At 56.9% G+C, this 17,098-nt stretch carries 12 protein-coding genes; 6 read left to right on the forward strand and 6 right to left on the reverse strand.

The features are described 5' to 3' along the window. The coding region (locus tag ACNSN4_RS15995; RefSeq protein ID WP_418286843.1) for an Eco57I restriction-modification methylase domain-containing protein at positions 1-2,307 on the forward strand (2,307 nt) is incomplete at its 5' end. Positions 2,308-2,315: 8 nt separating this feature from the next. On the opposite strand, the gene ACNSN4_RS16000 is transcribed toward ACNSN4_RS15995, so the two are convergent. The 4 genes from ACNSN4_RS16000 to ACNSN4_RS16015 form a co-directional block, all read right to left on the reverse strand. Beyond that, positions 2,316-6,122 (reverse strand): helicase-related protein, encoded by a 3,807-nt coding sequence (locus ACNSN4_RS16000; RefSeq protein ID WP_418286844.1) that lies wholly within the window; start codon positions 6,120-6,122, stop codon positions 2,316-2,318. Positions 6,123-6,201: 79 nt separating this feature from the next. Beyond that, entirely contained in the window at positions 6,202-6,423 is a 222-nt protein-coding gene (locus ACNSN4_RS16005; RefSeq protein ID WP_418286845.1) for a DUF8139 family protein, read from the reverse strand. Between the two features lie 11 nt (positions 6,424-6,434). Then, on the reverse strand, positions 6,435-7,214 hold the full coding sequence (locus tag ACNSN4_RS16010) for a RipA family octameric membrane protein (RefSeq protein ID WP_418286846.1): 780 nt from the start codon (positions 7,212-7,214) through the stop codon (positions 6,435-6,437). A 212-nt stretch (positions 7,215-7,426) separates the two neighbouring features. After that, the gene (locus ACNSN4_RS16015) at positions 7,427-8,260 is read right to left on the reverse strand and encodes a TIR domain-containing protein (protein ID WP_418286847.1); all 834 of its coding nucleotides are present in this window, start codon (positions 8,258-8,260) and stop codon (positions 7,427-7,429) included. 223 nt (positions 8,261-8,483) lie between these two features. Between ACNSN4_RS16015 and ACNSN4_RS16020 the strand changes: the two genes are divergently transcribed. Next, entirely contained in the window at positions 8,484-9,512 is a 1,029-nt protein-coding gene (locus ACNSN4_RS16020) for a Cdc6/Cdc18 family protein (protein ID WP_418286848.1), read from the forward strand. 18 nt (positions 9,513-9,530) lie between these two features. On the opposite strand, the gene ACNSN4_RS16025 is transcribed toward ACNSN4_RS16020, so the two are convergent. Further along, positions 9,531-10,217 (reverse strand): SOS response-associated peptidase, encoded by a 687-nt coding sequence (locus ACNSN4_RS16025; RefSeq protein WP_418286849.1) that lies wholly within the window; start codon positions 10,215-10,217, stop codon positions 9,531-9,533. Between the two features lie 182 nt (positions 10,218-10,399). Here ACNSN4_RS16025 and ACNSN4_RS16030 point away from each other — a divergent pair, with 182 nt between their 5' ends. The 4 genes from ACNSN4_RS16030 (at position 10,400) to ACNSN4_RS16045 (ending at position 15,542) form a co-directional block, all read left to right on the forward strand. Continuing rightward, positions 10,400-11,845 (forward strand): ribonuclease H-like domain-containing protein, encoded by a 1,446-nt coding sequence (locus ACNSN4_RS16030; protein ID WP_418286850.1) that lies wholly within the window; start codon positions 10,400-10,402, stop codon positions 11,843-11,845. 378 nt (positions 11,846-12,223) lie between these two features. Next, positions 12,224-13,063 (forward strand): hypothetical protein, encoded by an 840-nt coding sequence (locus ACNSN4_RS16035; protein ID WP_418286926.1) that lies wholly within the window; start codon positions 12,224-12,226, stop codon positions 13,061-13,063. 2 nt (positions 13,064-13,065) lie between these two features. Beyond that, the gene (locus ACNSN4_RS16040) at positions 13,066-13,371 is read left to right on the forward strand and encodes a DUF8156 family protein (RefSeq protein WP_136718530.1); all 306 of its coding nucleotides are present in this window, start codon (positions 13,066-13,068) and stop codon (positions 13,369-13,371) included. A 2-nt stretch (positions 13,372-13,373) separates the two neighbouring features. Continuing rightward, on the forward strand, positions 13,374-15,542 hold the full coding sequence (locus ACNSN4_RS16045) for a type B DNA-directed DNA polymerase (protein ID WP_418286851.1): 2,169 nt from the start codon (positions 13,374-13,376) through the stop codon (positions 15,540-15,542). 139 nt (positions 15,543-15,681) lie between these two features. On the opposite strand, the gene orc4 is transcribed toward ACNSN4_RS16045, so the two are convergent. Next, positions 15,682-16,914 (reverse strand): DNA replication protein Orc4, encoded by a 1,233-nt coding sequence (orc4, locus tag ACNSN4_RS16050; RefSeq protein WP_418286852.1) that lies wholly within the window; start codon positions 16,912-16,914, stop codon positions 15,682-15,684. Positions 16,915-17,098 lie beyond the last annotated feature (184 nt).

The following is a 17,098-nucleotide window of genomic DNA, read 5'->3' on the forward strand; positions in this document are numbered from 1 at the left end:
ATGCAATGTATTGAGTATTTCCAGCGGCTCGAGGCTGAAGGGCAAGGCTGGGAGCTAGAATCCAGAACGCGAGAAGAGATTGAGGAAATCGAGTCTGGAAAAGGCTCCTCATCACTGTACGCAAAGCGAACGGCCATACTCAACAATTTGTACGGAGTCGATATCGACGAAGGTGCTGTTGAGATTTGCAAGCTCAGGCTCTGGTTGTCGATGGTCGCTGATATCGAGGATGAACCGAGCGAGGTGGAGCCGCTCCCCAACATCGATTTCAACGTACGACAGGGCAACAGCCTAATTGGTCAACTCGATACGGACATCGAAAGTAACGAAGACGGAGACAGCGATCTCGATTCTTGGGAGGTGAAAACTCGTTTTGAGGACGTGAAAGAGGCCATCAAGAAGCACAAGAAAGCGGAAACCAGTGTTGAAGCTCAAGAATGGCGGAAGGAGGCAGAAGACAGAATAGAGGAACACCGGGACAAATTTGACAAAATCCTTCAGCGAGAATTTCAAGACGCTGGCTTTGACGACATAACGATCGAGGAAATTCGGGAGTGGTCCCCCTTCCACTGGCCGTTGGAGTTCGCCGACGTCTTCGAAAAAGGTGGATTCGACGTGTTCATCGGGAACCCACCATGGGACATGCTCTACGCGAATCGCGACGACTTCTTCATCCGCTACGATGAGCAGTTCCGTACCTATCCGTCGGAGGAAAAAGACGGTGTGATGGAAAACCTCCTCTCAAGCCCAGAAGTTGCGTGGGAATGGGAGGACTACAAGGGCTCGATGGAAACTCAGGCAGACTTCTTCACGCAGGGAGACGTCTACAAGCTCCAATCTCCGGTGGTGGGCGGTCGGACGATGCCGACAAAAAATGAACTGTCTGCTCTCTTTCTAGAGCGGGTCTTCAGACTCTCTCGAGACGGCGTGAGGGTGAGTCTGCTCCTCCCGGGAACTATCTTCGGTGGAGTGATGGGGAAAGACCTCCGGACACATCTACTGGATCACACAGACGTAGAGAATCTCATTGGATTCGAAAATAAGGGCATCTTTGAGGCGATTGACGATCGCTATCGATTTGCTGTACTGACGTTTAAATACGGAGGGAGGACGTCAGTACTTCGCGGCCTCTTCAACCAGCATAACATGGACATCGTATATCGAATCGAGGAGGAAGCAGTTACTATCCCACGAGAGGTGCTTCTTAGCTACTCGCCTGAGGGGCGGATATTCCCTTCAATCACCTCACAGATGGAAGCAAGCGTCTTAGAGAAAGTGGTTGACCAACCGTCTTTGGGAGAAGGGGTGGAGGGGGCCTGGTCAGTAGATATGCTGACGAAGGAATTTGTAGAATCGACTGACAAGGACCGATTACAGAATACACCTGAAGGTGCTGACTACCCAGTTTACGGGGGTAAAAATATCCATCAATTCCAGCACGATAATAGCCTCAATAGTGACTTAGCGGGTCCTGAGTACTGGAGTAAGGGACTCCAGGATCCGCCGAATAGTGCACAATATCGTGTCCGGGAAAAGAAGTTCAATAGAGGCCACCTGAAACGAGCAATCTACGAGGCATTCGGTGGGCCAGAAACCAGCAAGTCACAAGTACAATTCGTGGACGAACTCCTCAAGGAACATCGTGGCCACGGATTAGAAGAAGAAGATGTACTCCTTGATTGTGACGAGTATCGCGTCGGAATTCGAGACGTTACGAACTCCACAAATGAGCGGACGATAATCGCCACTGTACTCCCGAAAGACATCATCTGCCTCCATACGATTAACACGTTCAAACCGTTCGATATTAGGCCCAAAGAGGGACACCTCTCAGAGTCTCCGCTTCGGTCACCCTACATCCGGCGATTCACGGATCAGGAACTCTTCGTGGCGACTGGACTCCTGAATAGCATTGCGTTCGATTTCCTGATGCGGACCAAGGTCGAGACGCACATCATCAAGCGAGAGTTATTGGAATCCCAGCTACCACGTCTCACCGACGGTGATGACTGGTTCCATTATATCGCTGAACGAGCTGCCCGGTTGAACTGTTACGGGGAAGAATTCAGAGAAATGCGTGAGCGACTCGGCGGAATCGAGGCAGCAGTAGAAGGTCAAGAACGTAGAAAATTACAGGCTGAAATCGACGCGGCCGCATTCCACGCGTATGGCCTGGAACGTCGTGACGTGAAGTTTGTCCTCGACGACTTCCATCGCGTTGAAAATCCGAAGCTGATGGACGAGATGTACTTCGACCTGGTCTTGGAGAAATATGATTTACTGGATCAGAAGGGGCCCCTACCGTAGCTCCCGAATCACTGTCCGACAACCCCCCAGCATACGAGCTTCGCTTGTACATCACTTTCTCCCATCAGTTTCGTCTGGTATTCAGTAGAGGCTTCGACGTTCTCGTCCAAGAACTCCTCAAGCTGACTGAGGAACTCCCCGGTTGGCCACTCTGGGAAAGAGTCGTACTGCTCGTTCTGGCGAAAGATCTCCCGTAGAATTCGGTCTTCATCTGTGTTCGCCAGCTTTACCTCCTGCAGCCGCTCTTCGATGTCGGTAGCCCATTCTCCTAGCGTTTCGAACTCTTCGACAGGGGCCGGCTCATCGCCGTAATTCGGCTGAACGTAGCGACTGATGAAATCGAGGATTGTCTCCTGTTCCTTCGAGAAGGCCTCTCCCTGTTTGAAGGCTCCCTCAACCTGGCCTTCTCGAATCACCTCAAGACGCTCGTCAAGCACTGCTTGAATCTCCTCACGGTTCGACAACACCGTATCTGGATTTCCGGTGATCGGTTCGCCGTTAACTGAAGGGTCAATGTTGAGCGTGCTCACGGGCCGCTCTTTGACCTCGTCGGCGAAGGGCTTGTAGTAGAAAGCACGACGGACGCGACCAAGCGGGGACTCGTGGTCATCATCGTCAAACCAGAGGTGGGCAAGGGCGAACACGCCCGGACGAGGACCGGCATCGTGGTCAGTTACATTCGTGTAGAGGAATTCCCGTTCTTCGGGCGGGTCATCGAAGAAGTCCTCAGCGTACTCGAAGTCTTCCGCAGTCAGGTCATAATCCTCGTTCAGTTCTCGCTTCAGAAGGTACCGCTCGAACGCAGCGTGTTCATTACTCCCAGCATTGCGGAGGAGCGGATTCTTGCTCGTGTCGTCGAGTTCATTCACGTCGTCAATTTCACGGGATTTCTGGAGGGAGTCCTCGATCTCGTCCACCTGCAATTCCCCGATAGTCTTCTCCGTGTCTACACCCGTCTTTTCAAGAACCTGGTCTTCGTTCGGATCGAGGATGTTGTTCTCCTTTCCGACGATGAGCGCGATATCGTTGATCTTTGCCTGTAGGCGTTTCAGGAGCTTAATCGCCGCCTCGATGTCGCCGTCCGGGTAGAAGTTGTGGACGTGTTTCTCGGCGGTACTCCCGATCCGGTCGACTCGCCCGACACGCTGGACAATCCGCATGGGGTTCCACGGCAGGTCGTAATTGACCACCACATGAACGTCTTGAAGATTAACCCCTTCACTCAGCGTGTCAGTGGCCACTACGTACTGTAGCTCTGAGTCCCCCGACTCGGCGAGCGTTTGCTGATAGCCTGACGCCTCGGGGGCAAAGCGTTGAATGATGTCCTGTTTATTCTCGTCGCCACCCTTGACGACGGCACTGTTCGCCTCTGTGAGTGGTGAATCCTCGTTATCACAGAGGGTTCGATAGACGTAGTCTGCAGTTGCCCGATACTGCGTGAAGATGAGCACCTTCTGATCGTGGTTAGTGAGGACATCTGCAAGTCGGTCGATCTTCGGGTCGCGGAACTCGCGGAGTGAAAAGACGGCCTCGTAAAAGTCGCGTGTAGCAGGGTCGACTTTGCTCAAGTCACTATTCGGGTAGAGAATCGGATTCATCTCTTCTTCAGGAATATCTGGGAGGACACCAGCGCCGTGGTCAGCGAGCCATTGGCGCGTGGAGACTGCATAATCGCTCAAATCACTCGCATCACGGGCCACATCACCGATGAACTGCGAGAGGAAGTATGAGAGAAGGGTGAGGTCCTCCCTGATGTATGTCTTCACCTCGCCGATGGTGGCGTCTGCCAGTTCATCTCCCTCGGTATCAGCTCCTTCTTCCGATTGAATAGCGGTGGTATCGAAACCGAATTCTTCGAGTGTTTGTTCGAGATCTTCAGCAGCGTCGGCTCCTTCGACAAAGTCACCGAGTTCAGAGTCATCCCCCTCCCGAACAGTTCGGAGCATATCGATGTCTTCGTCTTCGGGGAGTTCACCAAGAAGACCGAGAAGCTGGCGTTCGCTCTGATGTAGCGTCTCGATCGACTGGACGAACGCGTACGTTGAGGACTCGAGCCGTTTGAGGAGGTTCAGCTTGTAGAGAGCTTTCAGCGTGCTCCCTGCTTTCGGGTTTTTGACTGTGATGTGGGGTAGGTGGAGGGCGTCCATCACGTCGGGAAGCATCCGATATATTGGCTGGTAGGCCGCCGGCAGGGAGTACTGTTGCTTGTTGAGTTTCGGCGGCTTGAAGCTCATCTCGAAGTCTTCGCTGTCCTGTATCTGGTCTTTGACGTGCTTGCGTGTCCGGAGAACCATCACTTCATTCAGGATATTCGAAATCTCAGAGGAGTGTCGCTGTAGCTGCTCGGAGAGTTCTTGCTGTTCGTCGTCGCCGACCTCTTCTTTCCCGGATGCGATGCGTTTTCGCGTCTCCGAGAGTTCGATATATTCGCCGAACGCATCAAAGTCGAGTGACGCCTTGTTCCGAAGTTCCTCCGGGCTGGTGAACAAGCTGATGAGGTTCTTTAGGTCGGTAGCGCTGTTATTGATCGGGGTCGCGGTCAGCATAATCATCGTCTTTCCGCGGAGTTGCCTGAGATTCGCGTGTCGTCGCGTCCCCTTGTAGTCGTCATCGTGGTCCGGGTTCGGTCGCCACTTCCCGTAGTTCCGGAACCGATGGGCCTCGTCAATAAGCAGGACATCGAACCCGTCTTTGAGGTCCTGCACCTCGTCGTAGGAGAGATTCTGGAACTTGCTGATACTCATCACGTCAAGGTGCGTGCCGTCTACCTCTAACCCGAAGTACGGATTGCCGTCTTCGTCAGTGTCGTTCTGGAGTAGGTCTTCCCACTGATCAGTCAGATTGGCCGGGACAATGAGGAGACAGTGGTCGCCACGTTGGCGGTAGTCGTGGAGGAGTTCACCCCCAATAAATGATTTCCCCAGGCCGACCGAGTCGGAGACAATGCACCCGTTGAACTGGGAGAGCTTCTCCTTTGCACTCTCGTACCCGAGCTTCTGGAAGTAGTACAGTGGGCTGTCACGGATGTTGACGTTCCCACTCAGTTCGTCGTAGGCGAGCAGCTTGTAGAGTTCGAACGGTTCGAGATACGTGCCCAGCTCCTCAGATGACGTCTCCTGGTCGGACTCGTCCTCCTGCTGTTCCTTCCAGTCCTTATACTCCTCGCTATTCTCGATGATTCGGATGATCTCCTCACTGAACTCCTCAGCGTTGGCCCACTGGTTGTCGTACCACTCCTCGAACGCTTCGGCCTTGTGTCGATCCTGGCTCGTGAGGTTCAGCTCGATGTTGTTCTGGTGGCCGCTCTTGGTGAAGTTCGAGGAGCCGACAACTGTAGCACATGGGCGGGTGTCTTCATCCCCGTCGTGTCCCCAATCTTCGTCATCTTCGAGTGGCGCTCGAAATGATGCACCCTTTGCGTGGAAGTAACCGTTTTCAGGATTTCGCACACGGACGCTCACCTCGCCTTCGGCGATAAAGTCTCGCAGCCGGTCTATTCGGCCGATCTGAGCGTTATTCAGCTCCGAGATGCTTTCTCTCACCTCTCTTTTGAGTTCCTCTTTGAGATTCTGTCCCTCACCGATTTCGTCAGCAGTTCCCCTATTCGTCTGACGACCCATCAAAATCCGAAGCGGAGCGTGGCCGAGCTCATCGGGGTCAGCCAGGTTTTCAAGGTCTTCCCGGTAGAGGTCAAATCCTGAGAGATAAAAGTAGCCAGTTGCGATACGGCCTTCCTCAATCTGGGGAATAATCCGTTTGTAAGCGTCTTCTAGTGTTCTGTTGGCGTTATCGACAAGCGGAGGAAGTGAGAGCATCGTAATGCCGAGATGTATTCAGTACGCGAACTTAGTGTTTAGTGACCTCCCTACAGAGGTGGCACCAGACAATAGTCAATCAAACTGGCCGAAGATCCCGCCAGCGAGCGTCAACGGTGTCACCATTAGCGATTTCAATCCGAAAAAGATAGCCCTCTCGTTGATCATCAGTCACAGCTCCCGCATCGTCTGAGATGATCTCAACGACTGTTCCTCGACGTCCATGGAGGCGCTCGTGATCTGGATCTGTCTCGTCCGGGATATCGATTCGGACCGTGTCTCCAATATCGAATCGTTTCATAGTAGGTGTCATCAGCTCCGCATCCAGAATAGCCCTATCGAACCAACCATAACGGTTGCACCGATTATTAGCCCGACTGTGGTCGGAGACGGAAGGGAATAGCCTGCATTCGTGAGCAAAGGAGTTAGAATGAACCCGCCAGCGTATCCTCCGACAGTAAGATATCCAGCGGCAAGGAGACGGACAAACCACTGTTCGACAATCGTATGCGAGCGGTGATCTGGGTCGTCATCAGGTCGGGGCTCAACGATTTCCGGATCGGGCTTTTCCCGCTTGAGGTAGCGCCATTCATCAAGATACATTTGGACAGGAAGGGCAGACTCGATTTGGTTGAGAATAGCATATCGGGCCTTGTTCAGCCGGCGATACGACTGTAAACTCTGATACCAAAAGTAACAGATCAGACTTCCAAATCCAGAGGCGAATAGAACGATTGCAGCACTCGTAGTCGTCAAATTTCCTCGGGCGAGAGCGAAGAGTCCGGCTAGTATCGACGTCAAAATCAAGCCGAAAAATCGGTTCATCTGAACCCGCTGATTCGCAGTCTCGATTGCCACCTCCCCATAGTGGATGTATTGATCCATCAAGCGATCCGTCTCTTCGTCGTTCAGATCCGTTAACGGCCCATTCTCTACGGCATTGGGCTCGGCCGATTCAGCCGGGTCTCCCCCAGTAACCTCTTCGGGGTGTTCTGGCTCTGTTTCAGGCGTGTCTTTGTCCTCGGTATTTTCGGCAAGATTTGCATTATTCGGCTCGCTCTCGCCAGAGGTCTCGTCAGTTGGTTCAGACATATTCCGCTAAGGTGTCGGCGAATGATGCTTTGCGCCATCCTAAGAATAGGGGACCGTAGAAACAGTTCAGTTCCAAACGCTGTTCGGTCGCCATTGCGCTTTCTGCGTAGTGCCTATACTGATTGATGAGCGTCTTATCACGCACTGGCCGTTTGGGTGAAGATCGTGTACGGCCATCCCTCTGTCTTGGGCCATACTCGACCGAGGGTGAATTATGCATGCTTCGCGATGGCGTTCACGATAGACTTCTGCCGCCAACCGACAATCTCATCGGCTTCCTCCTTTACCACAGCTGGAAGTCGCTCGTTCCCGTTCGGTCGCACACCGATAATAGGTTTCTCGAAATGGTCTGCCATCTCAATCTCCTCCTCGATCCACTCGCTGTGCGAGACGTACATCCCAGCGACGACGACGACCACATTTGCCTGCCCAACCTGCTGATAGAGCTGCTGACGAAGATCATTCTTATCTTCAAACTCCATCGGATCGTCCTCTGGGACACTGAAGTTCTGCCAGTCCAGCCGATTTTCATCATCGAGGAACTCCTCGATGCGTTCACGCTGTTCGGAGTACTTCCACGAGTGACTCACAAACACCCGATACGGCCGATCTTCCAGAGGGAGACGCGGCTGCGTCGACGTGCCGGTCTCATCTGTTGTTGAACCTGATGAAACTAGGCCACCAAGTCCTTGAGCACCCTTGTATGTGAAATAGCCTGCCACAGCGGCAGCGATAATGAGTTCAGGGGCGTCGTGCCAAAGGTAACGAAGTGGATCATCGTGTGGATCATGGTCAACTTGTCCACCTTTCCAGTCGGCGTATCCGGCGAGGAGGTCTTTTCCGAGATCGACGACATCCGGGTTTTGCTGGTTTGCGGTTGGAACTGATGTTGTATCGGAGCCGTCTGTAGTGTCCTCGAACAGGCCAGCAAACGGATCGTCTTCCCCGTTTGATTTGATAAGGGTATTCACGTCAAGGCTTCCGGTGGGGCTTTGCACCTCGACGGTTGGGGCGTTGGTGACAGGGTCGTTTTCGTTGGGTGTCACAGGCGATACATCGCAATTTGGATATTTAAACCCAAGGGGATATTTGCTATTCAGGAAGGTTCGTGTTTTCGTGAACTTCCGAAAAGCCATCACGACAGATTCCTTCCGGATCACCACAAAGAGACCCGGTATTCAACGATGGCCAATTGGTGAGATTTGCTTTCCGGAAACAACCCGGTCACGTATTTATGGCCTGACGCAGAACCAGTCACTTACTAACATAATGATCCGCGATGCTCGCGTACTCCGCGCCGGGTTCGTCCCTCGGGAAGTTGAGCATCGCGACGCCGAAGTCAACCACCTTTCCAGCGTTCTTGAGCCCATCACGAACGGGGAACCCGCCGACACGGCCATCGTCACTGGACCCAGCGGCGCCGGCAAGACCTGCATCTCGCAATTCGTCACCGAACGACTCCGGGAAGAGGTCCTCGACGTCGAGACCACCTACGTCAACTGCTGGCGCAACTACACGCGGTTCCGCACGCTCTACCAGATCCTCGACGACCTCGGCGAGACCATCGACATCCACCGGCAGTCGACGCCCCACGACGAACTCGTCGACCGCCTCCAGCAGCATGACGGCCCGCGAACCGTCGTCATCCTCGATGAGGTCGACCAGCTCGAAGACCCCAGCGTCATCTACGACCTCCACAGCCTCCCGCAGTTCGCGATCATCTGCATCGCGAACAAGGAAGAGGAGCTGTTCAGCCGCGTCGACGACCGCCTCGTGAGCCGCCTGCGCTCCAGCGAACACGTCCGGATGGACAAGTACCACGACGAGCAGCTGTACGACATTCTGAGTGCGCGGGCGAAGTGGGGCCTCGATGAGGACGTCATCACCGACGACCAGCTCTACCGGATCGCCGACGCGGCCGCCGGCGACGCCCGCCTCGCTATCGGCATCCTCCGAACGGCCGCCGGCAAGGCCGATCGCGAGAACCACGAGCGCATCACCGACGATATTCTCCTGGACGCCGCCGAGGATGCTCGGGCCCAGATCAAGCAGAAGAGCCTCGACTCGCTCACGCCGCACCAGCGCGTCGTCTACGACATCGTTCGCGAGCACGGCCCAGTCGGGCCGAGCGAGATTCACGAGCGCTATACCGAGGACGTCGATGACCCACGGACGAAGCGGACTATCCGCACGTACCTCTCGAAGATGGAGCAGTACAACCTTCTCGAGGCGGAAGGGACGAGTCGGGACCGAGAGTACTCGCTCGTCGATTCAGCGGCGGCGTCACCGATGCAGTAACGGTGACCCCGTCAGCTATCAGGAACTGAACTCGCCGAGGCCCGATTGCTCGTGGTCCAGTGGCTCGATGACCTGGGGATCGTCGTTGCCGGGGTTGTTGACCCGCGTCGAAATCTCGTAGGCGTCCAGGTCGTCCTTCGGGTACGGCTGGCACAGTTCCTTGCGGGTGTCCGGGTCTGCGGCGAGCCAGTCAGATTCCGCGTCCTGCGGGAGGACGACCGGCATCCGGTCGTGGATTGAGTTCATCAGGCCGTTCGGCTCCGTCGTGAGAATCGTGACGCACGAGATCGTCTGGTCGTCGCCCTCCCAGACGTCCCAGAGCCCGGCCATCGCGAATGCGGGGTCGTCCTCCCTGTAAATCCGGTAGGACTGCTTCGACCCGCCGTTCGGCGATTTCCATTCGTAGAACCCTGACGAGGGGACGAGGCAGGGACGTGATTCCCACGCCCGCTCGAAGACGCGTTTCTCGTCGGCAGTCTCGGAGCGAGCGTTGATGATGCCCTCCTCGGGTTCGTCCGCCCAGAACGGAATCAGCCCCCAGTGGTAGGCGTCGATCTCGTCGGAAGCCTCGTTCGTGATGATGTGGAGGTCGTCGCCAGGCGCGATGTTGTATCGGGATGTGTACCCGCCGTCCGCGACGACCTCGGCTTCGAAGCGGGCCTCGAGGTCTGCTTGGTCGATGAAGAGCGAGTTCCGGCCACACATACCGAGGGGTTCGGAGGGAAGCATCTTCAACGTAATCGCACAGGTATCTCACCGTTAACCAACAGATCGTCCCGATGGGCCTGAGTTGTTGGTTAACGACAACGGGGAGGAGAATCTCCTAATGACAAACGGTACACCTAAACAAACGATAGAAGAGGCCACACTAACTACGCTCATACAAAATGACCCACATACTCGCCGTATCTGACTGGCGCTCTCAACCTATTGACGATCTCTACACCATTCTCGAAACTGTTGAACCAACTCCAGATTTACTACTATATGCCGGCGACGACCTCTCACGTTTCAAAAACGCCGATACTGAGACAGATCATCTTGCAGAACTTGCTCGCCTCACGAAGCACCAACAATCGCTCTATGTCCGAGGAAACGACGACTTCCCCCCGTCAACCGGCCCGCAGTTCGATGCGGAATTTACCACCGACCTCCACAGGACACCATACATCTACGAGGATCTCGTGTTCATCGGCCAGGAAGGATCAACCCAGGGACCTGGTCTCATCACCTATACCGAGGACGACGTCCAACGGCACCTTTCCGAACACCGCACCGCTTATGAAGACAGAACTCCGATTCTTGTCACACACACTCCTCCCTTCGGCATTCTCGATATCGGGAAGCGATTCGGGCAACAACATATCGGGTCGAAGGCCGTCAGGAGCTTCATAGACGACATCCAGCCCCCAGCTACCGTCTGCGGTCATTGCCATCAATTCGGAGGTAGAGCTGAAACCCTCGAGTACGGCACGGTGATCAACATCGCGTCCCACGACGGAGTAGACGACCCAGGAAGATACGCACTCATCACCATCGACGCCTCGAACGAGTCAATCGAATACGAGTTCTACGACACTCGCCATCTGCTAGGCAGTCGCCTGACTGATCTCGTCCAGGTCGGGAGAAACCGAGTAGAACAGTTCAGTGAGTTAGGGATCACTAACCCAGATGAAATTACCGAAGAACGGCGTGCCGAACTCGAAGCCCTCCCTGGAGCCTCGTCATGGCACGTGGACCGGTGGATTGCTCATCGACAGGCTTTCGAAAACGATGAGGTCGTGATTCTAAACAAGTCCGCCTTCGACGACCTTCACGATACGGAGCCTCTCCTCTTGGACATAGAAACGGATCTTCAGCAGGATCGGATCTGGCTGGTCGGCACCTACAGTTACCAGAACGATGCGTACCGACAATTCTTCGAGCCGGACGACGAGTCAGCACTTCTTCAGGATCTGTCTGAGTACCTTGATGATCATGGCTCCGAGCCGATCATCTACTACGGAGGGAACTACTTCGACGAACAGTGTCTCAGTCGCAGATTCGACGAACACGGCATTACTGAGGGGATCGACCATCTGGAGCGAGCACACGACCTCGGGATTACTGCCCAACAGGAACTCTTTGGGCCCTTCAATCGGCATAAATTGGACGTCGTAGCGAGCGCACTCGGCTTTGAATATCAAGACCCGACCGTCGACGGGTTTGTGGTCGGGAGCAAGTACACGCGATATCTCCTCGACGGCGAAGAACCAGACTGGGATCGACTCAAACAGTACAATAACGACGATGTAACCGCGCTGAGAACAATCGTCGATCACATCAGATCGTAGGCTCGGGGGATATGCGGGGCCGTCAACAGAATTACGTGAGGGCGAGATCACCCTACGTTCAGGGAGTCTTAACCAACAATCGAGTTGGGATCCCCGGTCTGTTGGTTAAACCGACGATACTGTCTGCCTTCCTCTCTGGAAACGTTCTCGGAAACGGTCGGACAATAGCAGAAATCAGCTGCCTGGGTCCGGTTCTACATACCTCTCAGCTCTTCTCTGAAACGCGGAAGCGCCACGCCGCGGCTTATCGGGAACGTAGACAACTAATCGGGTATGGGAGAACACTCAACGTCGAACCGATTGGCAGTGGACCAGCCGACACGGGGCGCTGACCGCAATCGGTCCCTCGCTGATCAGGCCGATCCGGCTATGGACGAAATGTTGTTGCCGCAGCTCGACGACGGCATCACGCTGCTTGATGTCGAGGGAGGCCGCGGCGTCCCGATCCTGCAGTCGCTCGTACTCGACCATCTCCTCCTGCACGACGGGCCCGCCTTCTGGGTTGACGCAAACGGGCACGCGACGACGACGACACTCGCCCAGATCGCGCCCAGTCAACGGTTGCTCAACCGAATTCACGTCGCCCGCGGATTCACCGCCTACCAGCACTACGGCGCCGTCTGTGATCTCCCGACGGCAGTGAACAAGTCGATCCAGATGTCCACCACTGACGCCGGGGCGGCCGGTCGAGGGGAACCAAGTCGTGACGAGGACACGTCGCCCCACACGCCCACCCTCATCGTCGCGCCGGCCGTCGACGCCCAGTACCGCGCCGACGATACCCTTGGCGAGACTCACGCGAAAACCCTCCAGGCTCGAACCCTTGCCCGGTTGTCGACCTACGCCGAGGGGTACGACACCCCGGTGCTCGTTACGCGAAACGAACGAAACGAATTCACCGAGTCAGTCGCGACGGTCGCCGACCACCACCTGGAGTGCGAGCAGACTCGGATGGGGCCACGGGTCGTCGGCAAAGACTTCGAGACGCTCGTCTATCCCGTCGACGACGGCGCGTACTACCAGACGACGTTCGCGTACTGGCGGCAGCTGCTCGCGGCACGCGCCACGCAGGTCGGCGTGGAACCGACAACGCCGACGCCGTCGACGCCGACTCCGGAGGGTGTCGGGACAGGCGTCACCGCTGACGGTGAGACGGTGGCGGCCACCACGGATCCCTTGCTCGATGCGTGGACCGCGACCGGGACAGGAGGCCGATAGCGATGGGGCGGACGAACCCGACATACCGGGATGCGCTCCGGGCCATCGAAGAGCGGTGGGCGGAGTTCCGCCGGGCACTGCGGCGTCGCGACCAGCCGCGCTTCGACCGGCTGTTCGAGTACGCCCGCGAGCACGCCGACGCGAGCGGGCTGTTGAACCACCAGAATCCGCTGCTGCCGGCGCTACTCAGCATCGATCTCGAACAGGAGGCCCGACTCGACGACCACGAAGAGCGCCTCGAGGAGCTCGAAGCCGCGGTCGCAGCACGCGATGATCAAGAGAGTGCCCCACCAGACTCGGACCCGTGACGATGCCGTTCAGTATCGACTTCCTAGACGATGGCCGCGTCCTGGAGTGGGAGGCAACCGCCAACGGCGCCGTCGCGACCGAGCGCGATGACTACACTCCCCGCTTCTACGTCGCCGCTCGCGACCCAGCGTCCGACATCGATCTCACGACGCTCCAGTCGGTGTACGACCAGCACCCGGACGTCGTCGCGACCGAACTGGTTGCGCGACGCCCCGGCTTTCGACGAGACGAGGAGGCCGTTCTCGCAGTCGACGTCGCCCACATCGACCGCGTCACCCCACTCGCCCGGCAGGCACGCCAGCTGTCGGACTATCCAGTCGGGGATCTCGCCTGTTTCAACGTCGACTTCTCGCGAGAGTTCCGGTACTGTCTGGAAACCGGCGCCGATCCGACGCTGGCGAGCGAACTGTCGACGCTCCGGCTCAGTGTTCCGGTGACCGAAACGAACAACGACGTCTACGGAGAGTTGACCGTCGCCGGCGATACTGTTACCGGCTCGCCGACGGATATCCTGACCGCCGTCCAAGGGGCACTCGACGCACACGATCCGGACGTCCTCGTCTGCTCGACGAGCGAGATCGTCCCGACCCTGTACGAGATGGCGACGGACGCCGGCGTCGACGACTTCTCGCTGAGTCGGTGGCCGGACGTCGATTACCAGCAGCTTGCGAGCCGGTCGACGTACTCGAGCTACGGTCGTGTCGGTCACTCGCCGGCGCGGTACAACGTGCCCGGCCGGGCGATCATCGACGAGTCGAACACGTTCTTCTACGGGGAGACGAACCTCGAGGGCGTCCTCGATCTCGTGTCGCGCTCGAAAAAGCCCGTCCAGGAGCTCGCGTGGGCATCGATCGGGAATGTCCTCACGGCGATCCAGATTTGCGAGGCCCACGACCGCGGCGTCCTCGTGCCGTGGAACTCCTGGCGTCACGAGTTCTACAAGCCGATGGGGACGCTCCACGATGCCGACCGCGGCGGCTTCATCTTCGCGCCCGAGGTCGGGCTTCACGAGAACGTCCACGAACTCGACTTCTCCTCGTTGTACCCGAACATCATCTGTACCCGGAACGTCTCACCGGACGTCATCCGGTGTGAGTGCCACAGCGACCGCGACGACGTCCCCGGCCTCGGGTACTCGATCTGCGACGACCGGGGTTACCTCGTCGACGTGCTCCAGCCGATCATCGACGCTCGCGACGAGATCAAGGCGGCCATCCGTCGCGAGAAGGAACGAGACGACCCCGATGAGGATCGGCTGGCGGAACTCGAAGGGCGGTCGGGAGCGCTGAAGTGGATTCTCGTCGCCTGCTTCGGCTATCAAGGGTTCAGCAACGCGAAATTCGGCCGCATCGAGTGTCACGAAGCAATCAACGCGTTCGCTCGTGAGATTCTGCTGACGGCGAAACAGCGGCTGGAAGCTGGCGGCTGGCGGGTCGTCCACGGCATCGTCGACTCCATCTGGGTGACGCCTGACCCCGACGTCGACGACGATGACCGAGAGGACCTCGGGACGCTTGCGACGGAGATTACGGAACGCGTCGAGATTCGGCTCGAACACGAGGCTCACTACGACTGGGTGGCGTTCGTCCCGCAGCGCGAGAGCGACGCTGGTGCGTTGACGAAATACTTCGGGAAGGTCGCGGGCGACGACGACTTCAAGGTCAGAGGTATCGAAGCCCGACAGCGTTCGACCCCGCCGTTCATCGAGGACGTCCAGCGGGATTGTCTCGACCGGCTCGATACCACGCGGTCACCGGACGCAGTGCTCGGACGGCTCGAACGAGCTATCGACGAACTGCAGGCGGGCAACGTAGCAGTGGAGCAGCTCGTCGAGCGGAACCGTGTCTCGAAGCCCCTGGAAGGCTACTCACAGAACACCCAGAACGTGGCAGCCTTGAAACGGGCTCGTGAGCAGGAACTGGCAGTCCACCCGGGCCAGGATATCGAGTACGTCGTCGTCGACGACGAGAAATCCTCGCGAGACCGGGTCGCCCTCGCCCACGAAGCGATCGAGACCTACGACGCCTCGTACTACGAGACGCAGCTGGTCAGAGCAGTCGAGAGCGTGCTTTCACCGCTCGGGTGGGACCGAACCGATATTCGCCGAGAGCTCTCCGGTGAGAGGGGCGCCGTTTTGACCTCGTTCGGAGCCTCCAACGAACTGTCGTAGTGGACTCCACCCCTGGTTTCCGTCGTTTCGATCCAACCCCACGTTTCCGACGTAATTTTCGACCCCCCTCGTTTCCGTCGTTTCCTCACGCCCCACCCCGGATTTCCGTCGTCCGCACTCACTCAGTAGTAGGGGGTCACTACTCGCGAGTCCAATCCTGCATCCGGCTGTCCTCGAGGATCGTTTCGCGGACGACCTGGGGATCTTCGATGAGTCGGTTCTGGAGGTGGATGCCGCCCGCACTCCCCTTGTTGATCTTCTCGATTTCGACAACCCCGAGGAAGGCTTGCTCTTTCAGGATGTCGCGGAACCGGCGGACTGAGAGGATATCCATATCGAGATGGTTGCAGATGCGTTCGTACTGGTCGTACACCCGACTCGTGAGGAACGCATCGTCGTTGCTGTTGACACTCAGCTCCGTGAGCGCCAGCAACGCTGCCTTCGCCTGCGTGGGTGCGCCGTTCACGAGTTCTCTGAACCGGTCCTTTTCGGCATGCTGCTGTGCCTGGCGGACGTGTTCCTCCGTCACCTGCTCTGCTCCGCCCTCGTAGGCGACCTCCCCGGCGTGGCGAAGAATGTCGATCGCCTTCCGAGCGTCACCGTGCTCCTGCGCGGCGAAGGCCGCCGAGAGCGGAATCACGTCCTCGGAAAGGACGCCGTCCTGGAAGGCGTCCTCACGGTTGAACATAATCTCCCGTAACTGGTTGGCGTCGTATGGCTTGAAGAACAGCTCCTTGTGCTGGAAGCTGCTTTTCACGCGCTCGTTCACGTTGTCGACGTACTGGATCTTGTTGCTGATCGCGATGACACCGACGCTACAGTCGATTTTTCCCGCCTCCTCAGCGCGCGAGAGCTTCATCAGCACGCTGTCGTCGTTCATCAGATCGATCTCGTCGAGGATGATGATCACAGAATCAAATTGGGCGTCGAGCGTCTTCCAGAGGAGTTTGTAGTATTTCGACGTACTGAGGCCGGTATGTGGGACGGAGATTCCAGTCGAAGATTCATCGTTCAGCTTCGCGGCCAGTGAGGAGATTGCTTGAGTCTCCGTGTTGTCTTCAGCACAGTCGATATACGCGGTTCCAATCTCGACGCCATCCTGAGCGGCATTCTTAGCTCGTTGGCAGACGTGTTTTGAAACGAGAGATTTACCGGTCCCAGTTTTCCCGTAGATCATCACGTTTTCCGGGGAGTACCCGTGGACAGCACCGTTGAGACGTTTCGCGAGCTTCGAGATTTCCTCGTCGCGACCGACGATCCGGTCAGCCTCCGGCACGTGGCCGATTTTCAGGAGATCCTTGTTCGCGAAGATGCGATGCCCGGATTCAAAGAGTGGATCGTCGACAGAACTGGGTGAAGAGTCGGGCGTCATTGAATATCACACGGTGTGAGCGGGGGGAGTATAAATCTAGTGGAGAACGCCACCCCGCGTTTCCGACGTTACTTGTACGATATCAGCGGGAAATGCCGTAATTCGGTGGAATTGGATTGCTGACAATATAGCCGCGTTTCCGACGTGAGGGAGGAAACCCGTAGACGGAAGCGTCGCCTCGATG

Source organism: Halorubrum marinum (genome assembly GCF_048381195.1).
Taxonomy (GTDB): domain Archaea; phylum Halobacteriota; class Halobacteria; order Halobacteriales; family Haloferacaceae; genus Halorubrum.

Bases quoted from the DNA above. Each gene is read 5' to 3' on its own strand.
- ACNSN4_RS16030 (WP_418286850.1), top strand. From the start codon at position 10,400: ATGACCCACATACTCGCCGTATCTGACTGGCGCTCTCAACCTATTGAC.
- orc4 (WP_418286852.1), bottom strand. From the start codon at position 16,914: ATGACGCCCGACTCTTCACCCAGTTCTGTCGACGATCCACTCTTTGAA.
- ACNSN4_RS16020 (WP_418286848.1), top strand. From the start codon at position 8,484: ATGATCCGCGATGCTCGCGTACTCCGCGCCGGGTTCGTCCCTCGGGAA.
- ACNSN4_RS16005 (WP_418286845.1), bottom strand. From the start codon at position 6,423: ATGAAACGATTCGATATTGGAGACACGGTCCGAATCGATATCCCGGAC.
- ACNSN4_RS16035 (WP_418286926.1), top strand. From the start codon at position 12,224: ATGTTGTTGCCGCAGCTCGACGACGGCATCACGCTGCTTGATGTCGAG.
- ACNSN4_RS16025 (WP_418286849.1), bottom strand. From the start codon at position 10,217: ATGTGTGGCCGGAACTCGCTCTTCATCGACCAAGCAGACCTCGAGGCC.
- ACNSN4_RS16040 (WP_136718530.1), top strand. From the start codon at position 13,066: ATGGGGCGGACGAACCCGACATACCGGGATGCGCTCCGGGCCATCGAA.
- ACNSN4_RS16010 (WP_418286846.1), bottom strand. From the start codon at position 7,214: ATGTCTGAACCAACTGACGAGACCTCTGGCGAGAGCGAGCCGAATAAT.
- ACNSN4_RS16045 (WP_418286851.1), top strand. From the start codon at position 13,374: ATGCCGTTCAGTATCGACTTCCTAGACGATGGCCGCGTCCTGGAGTGG.
- ACNSN4_RS16000 (WP_418286844.1), bottom strand. From the start codon at position 6,122: ATGCTCTCACTTCCTCCGCTTGTCGATAACGCCAACAGAACACTAGAA.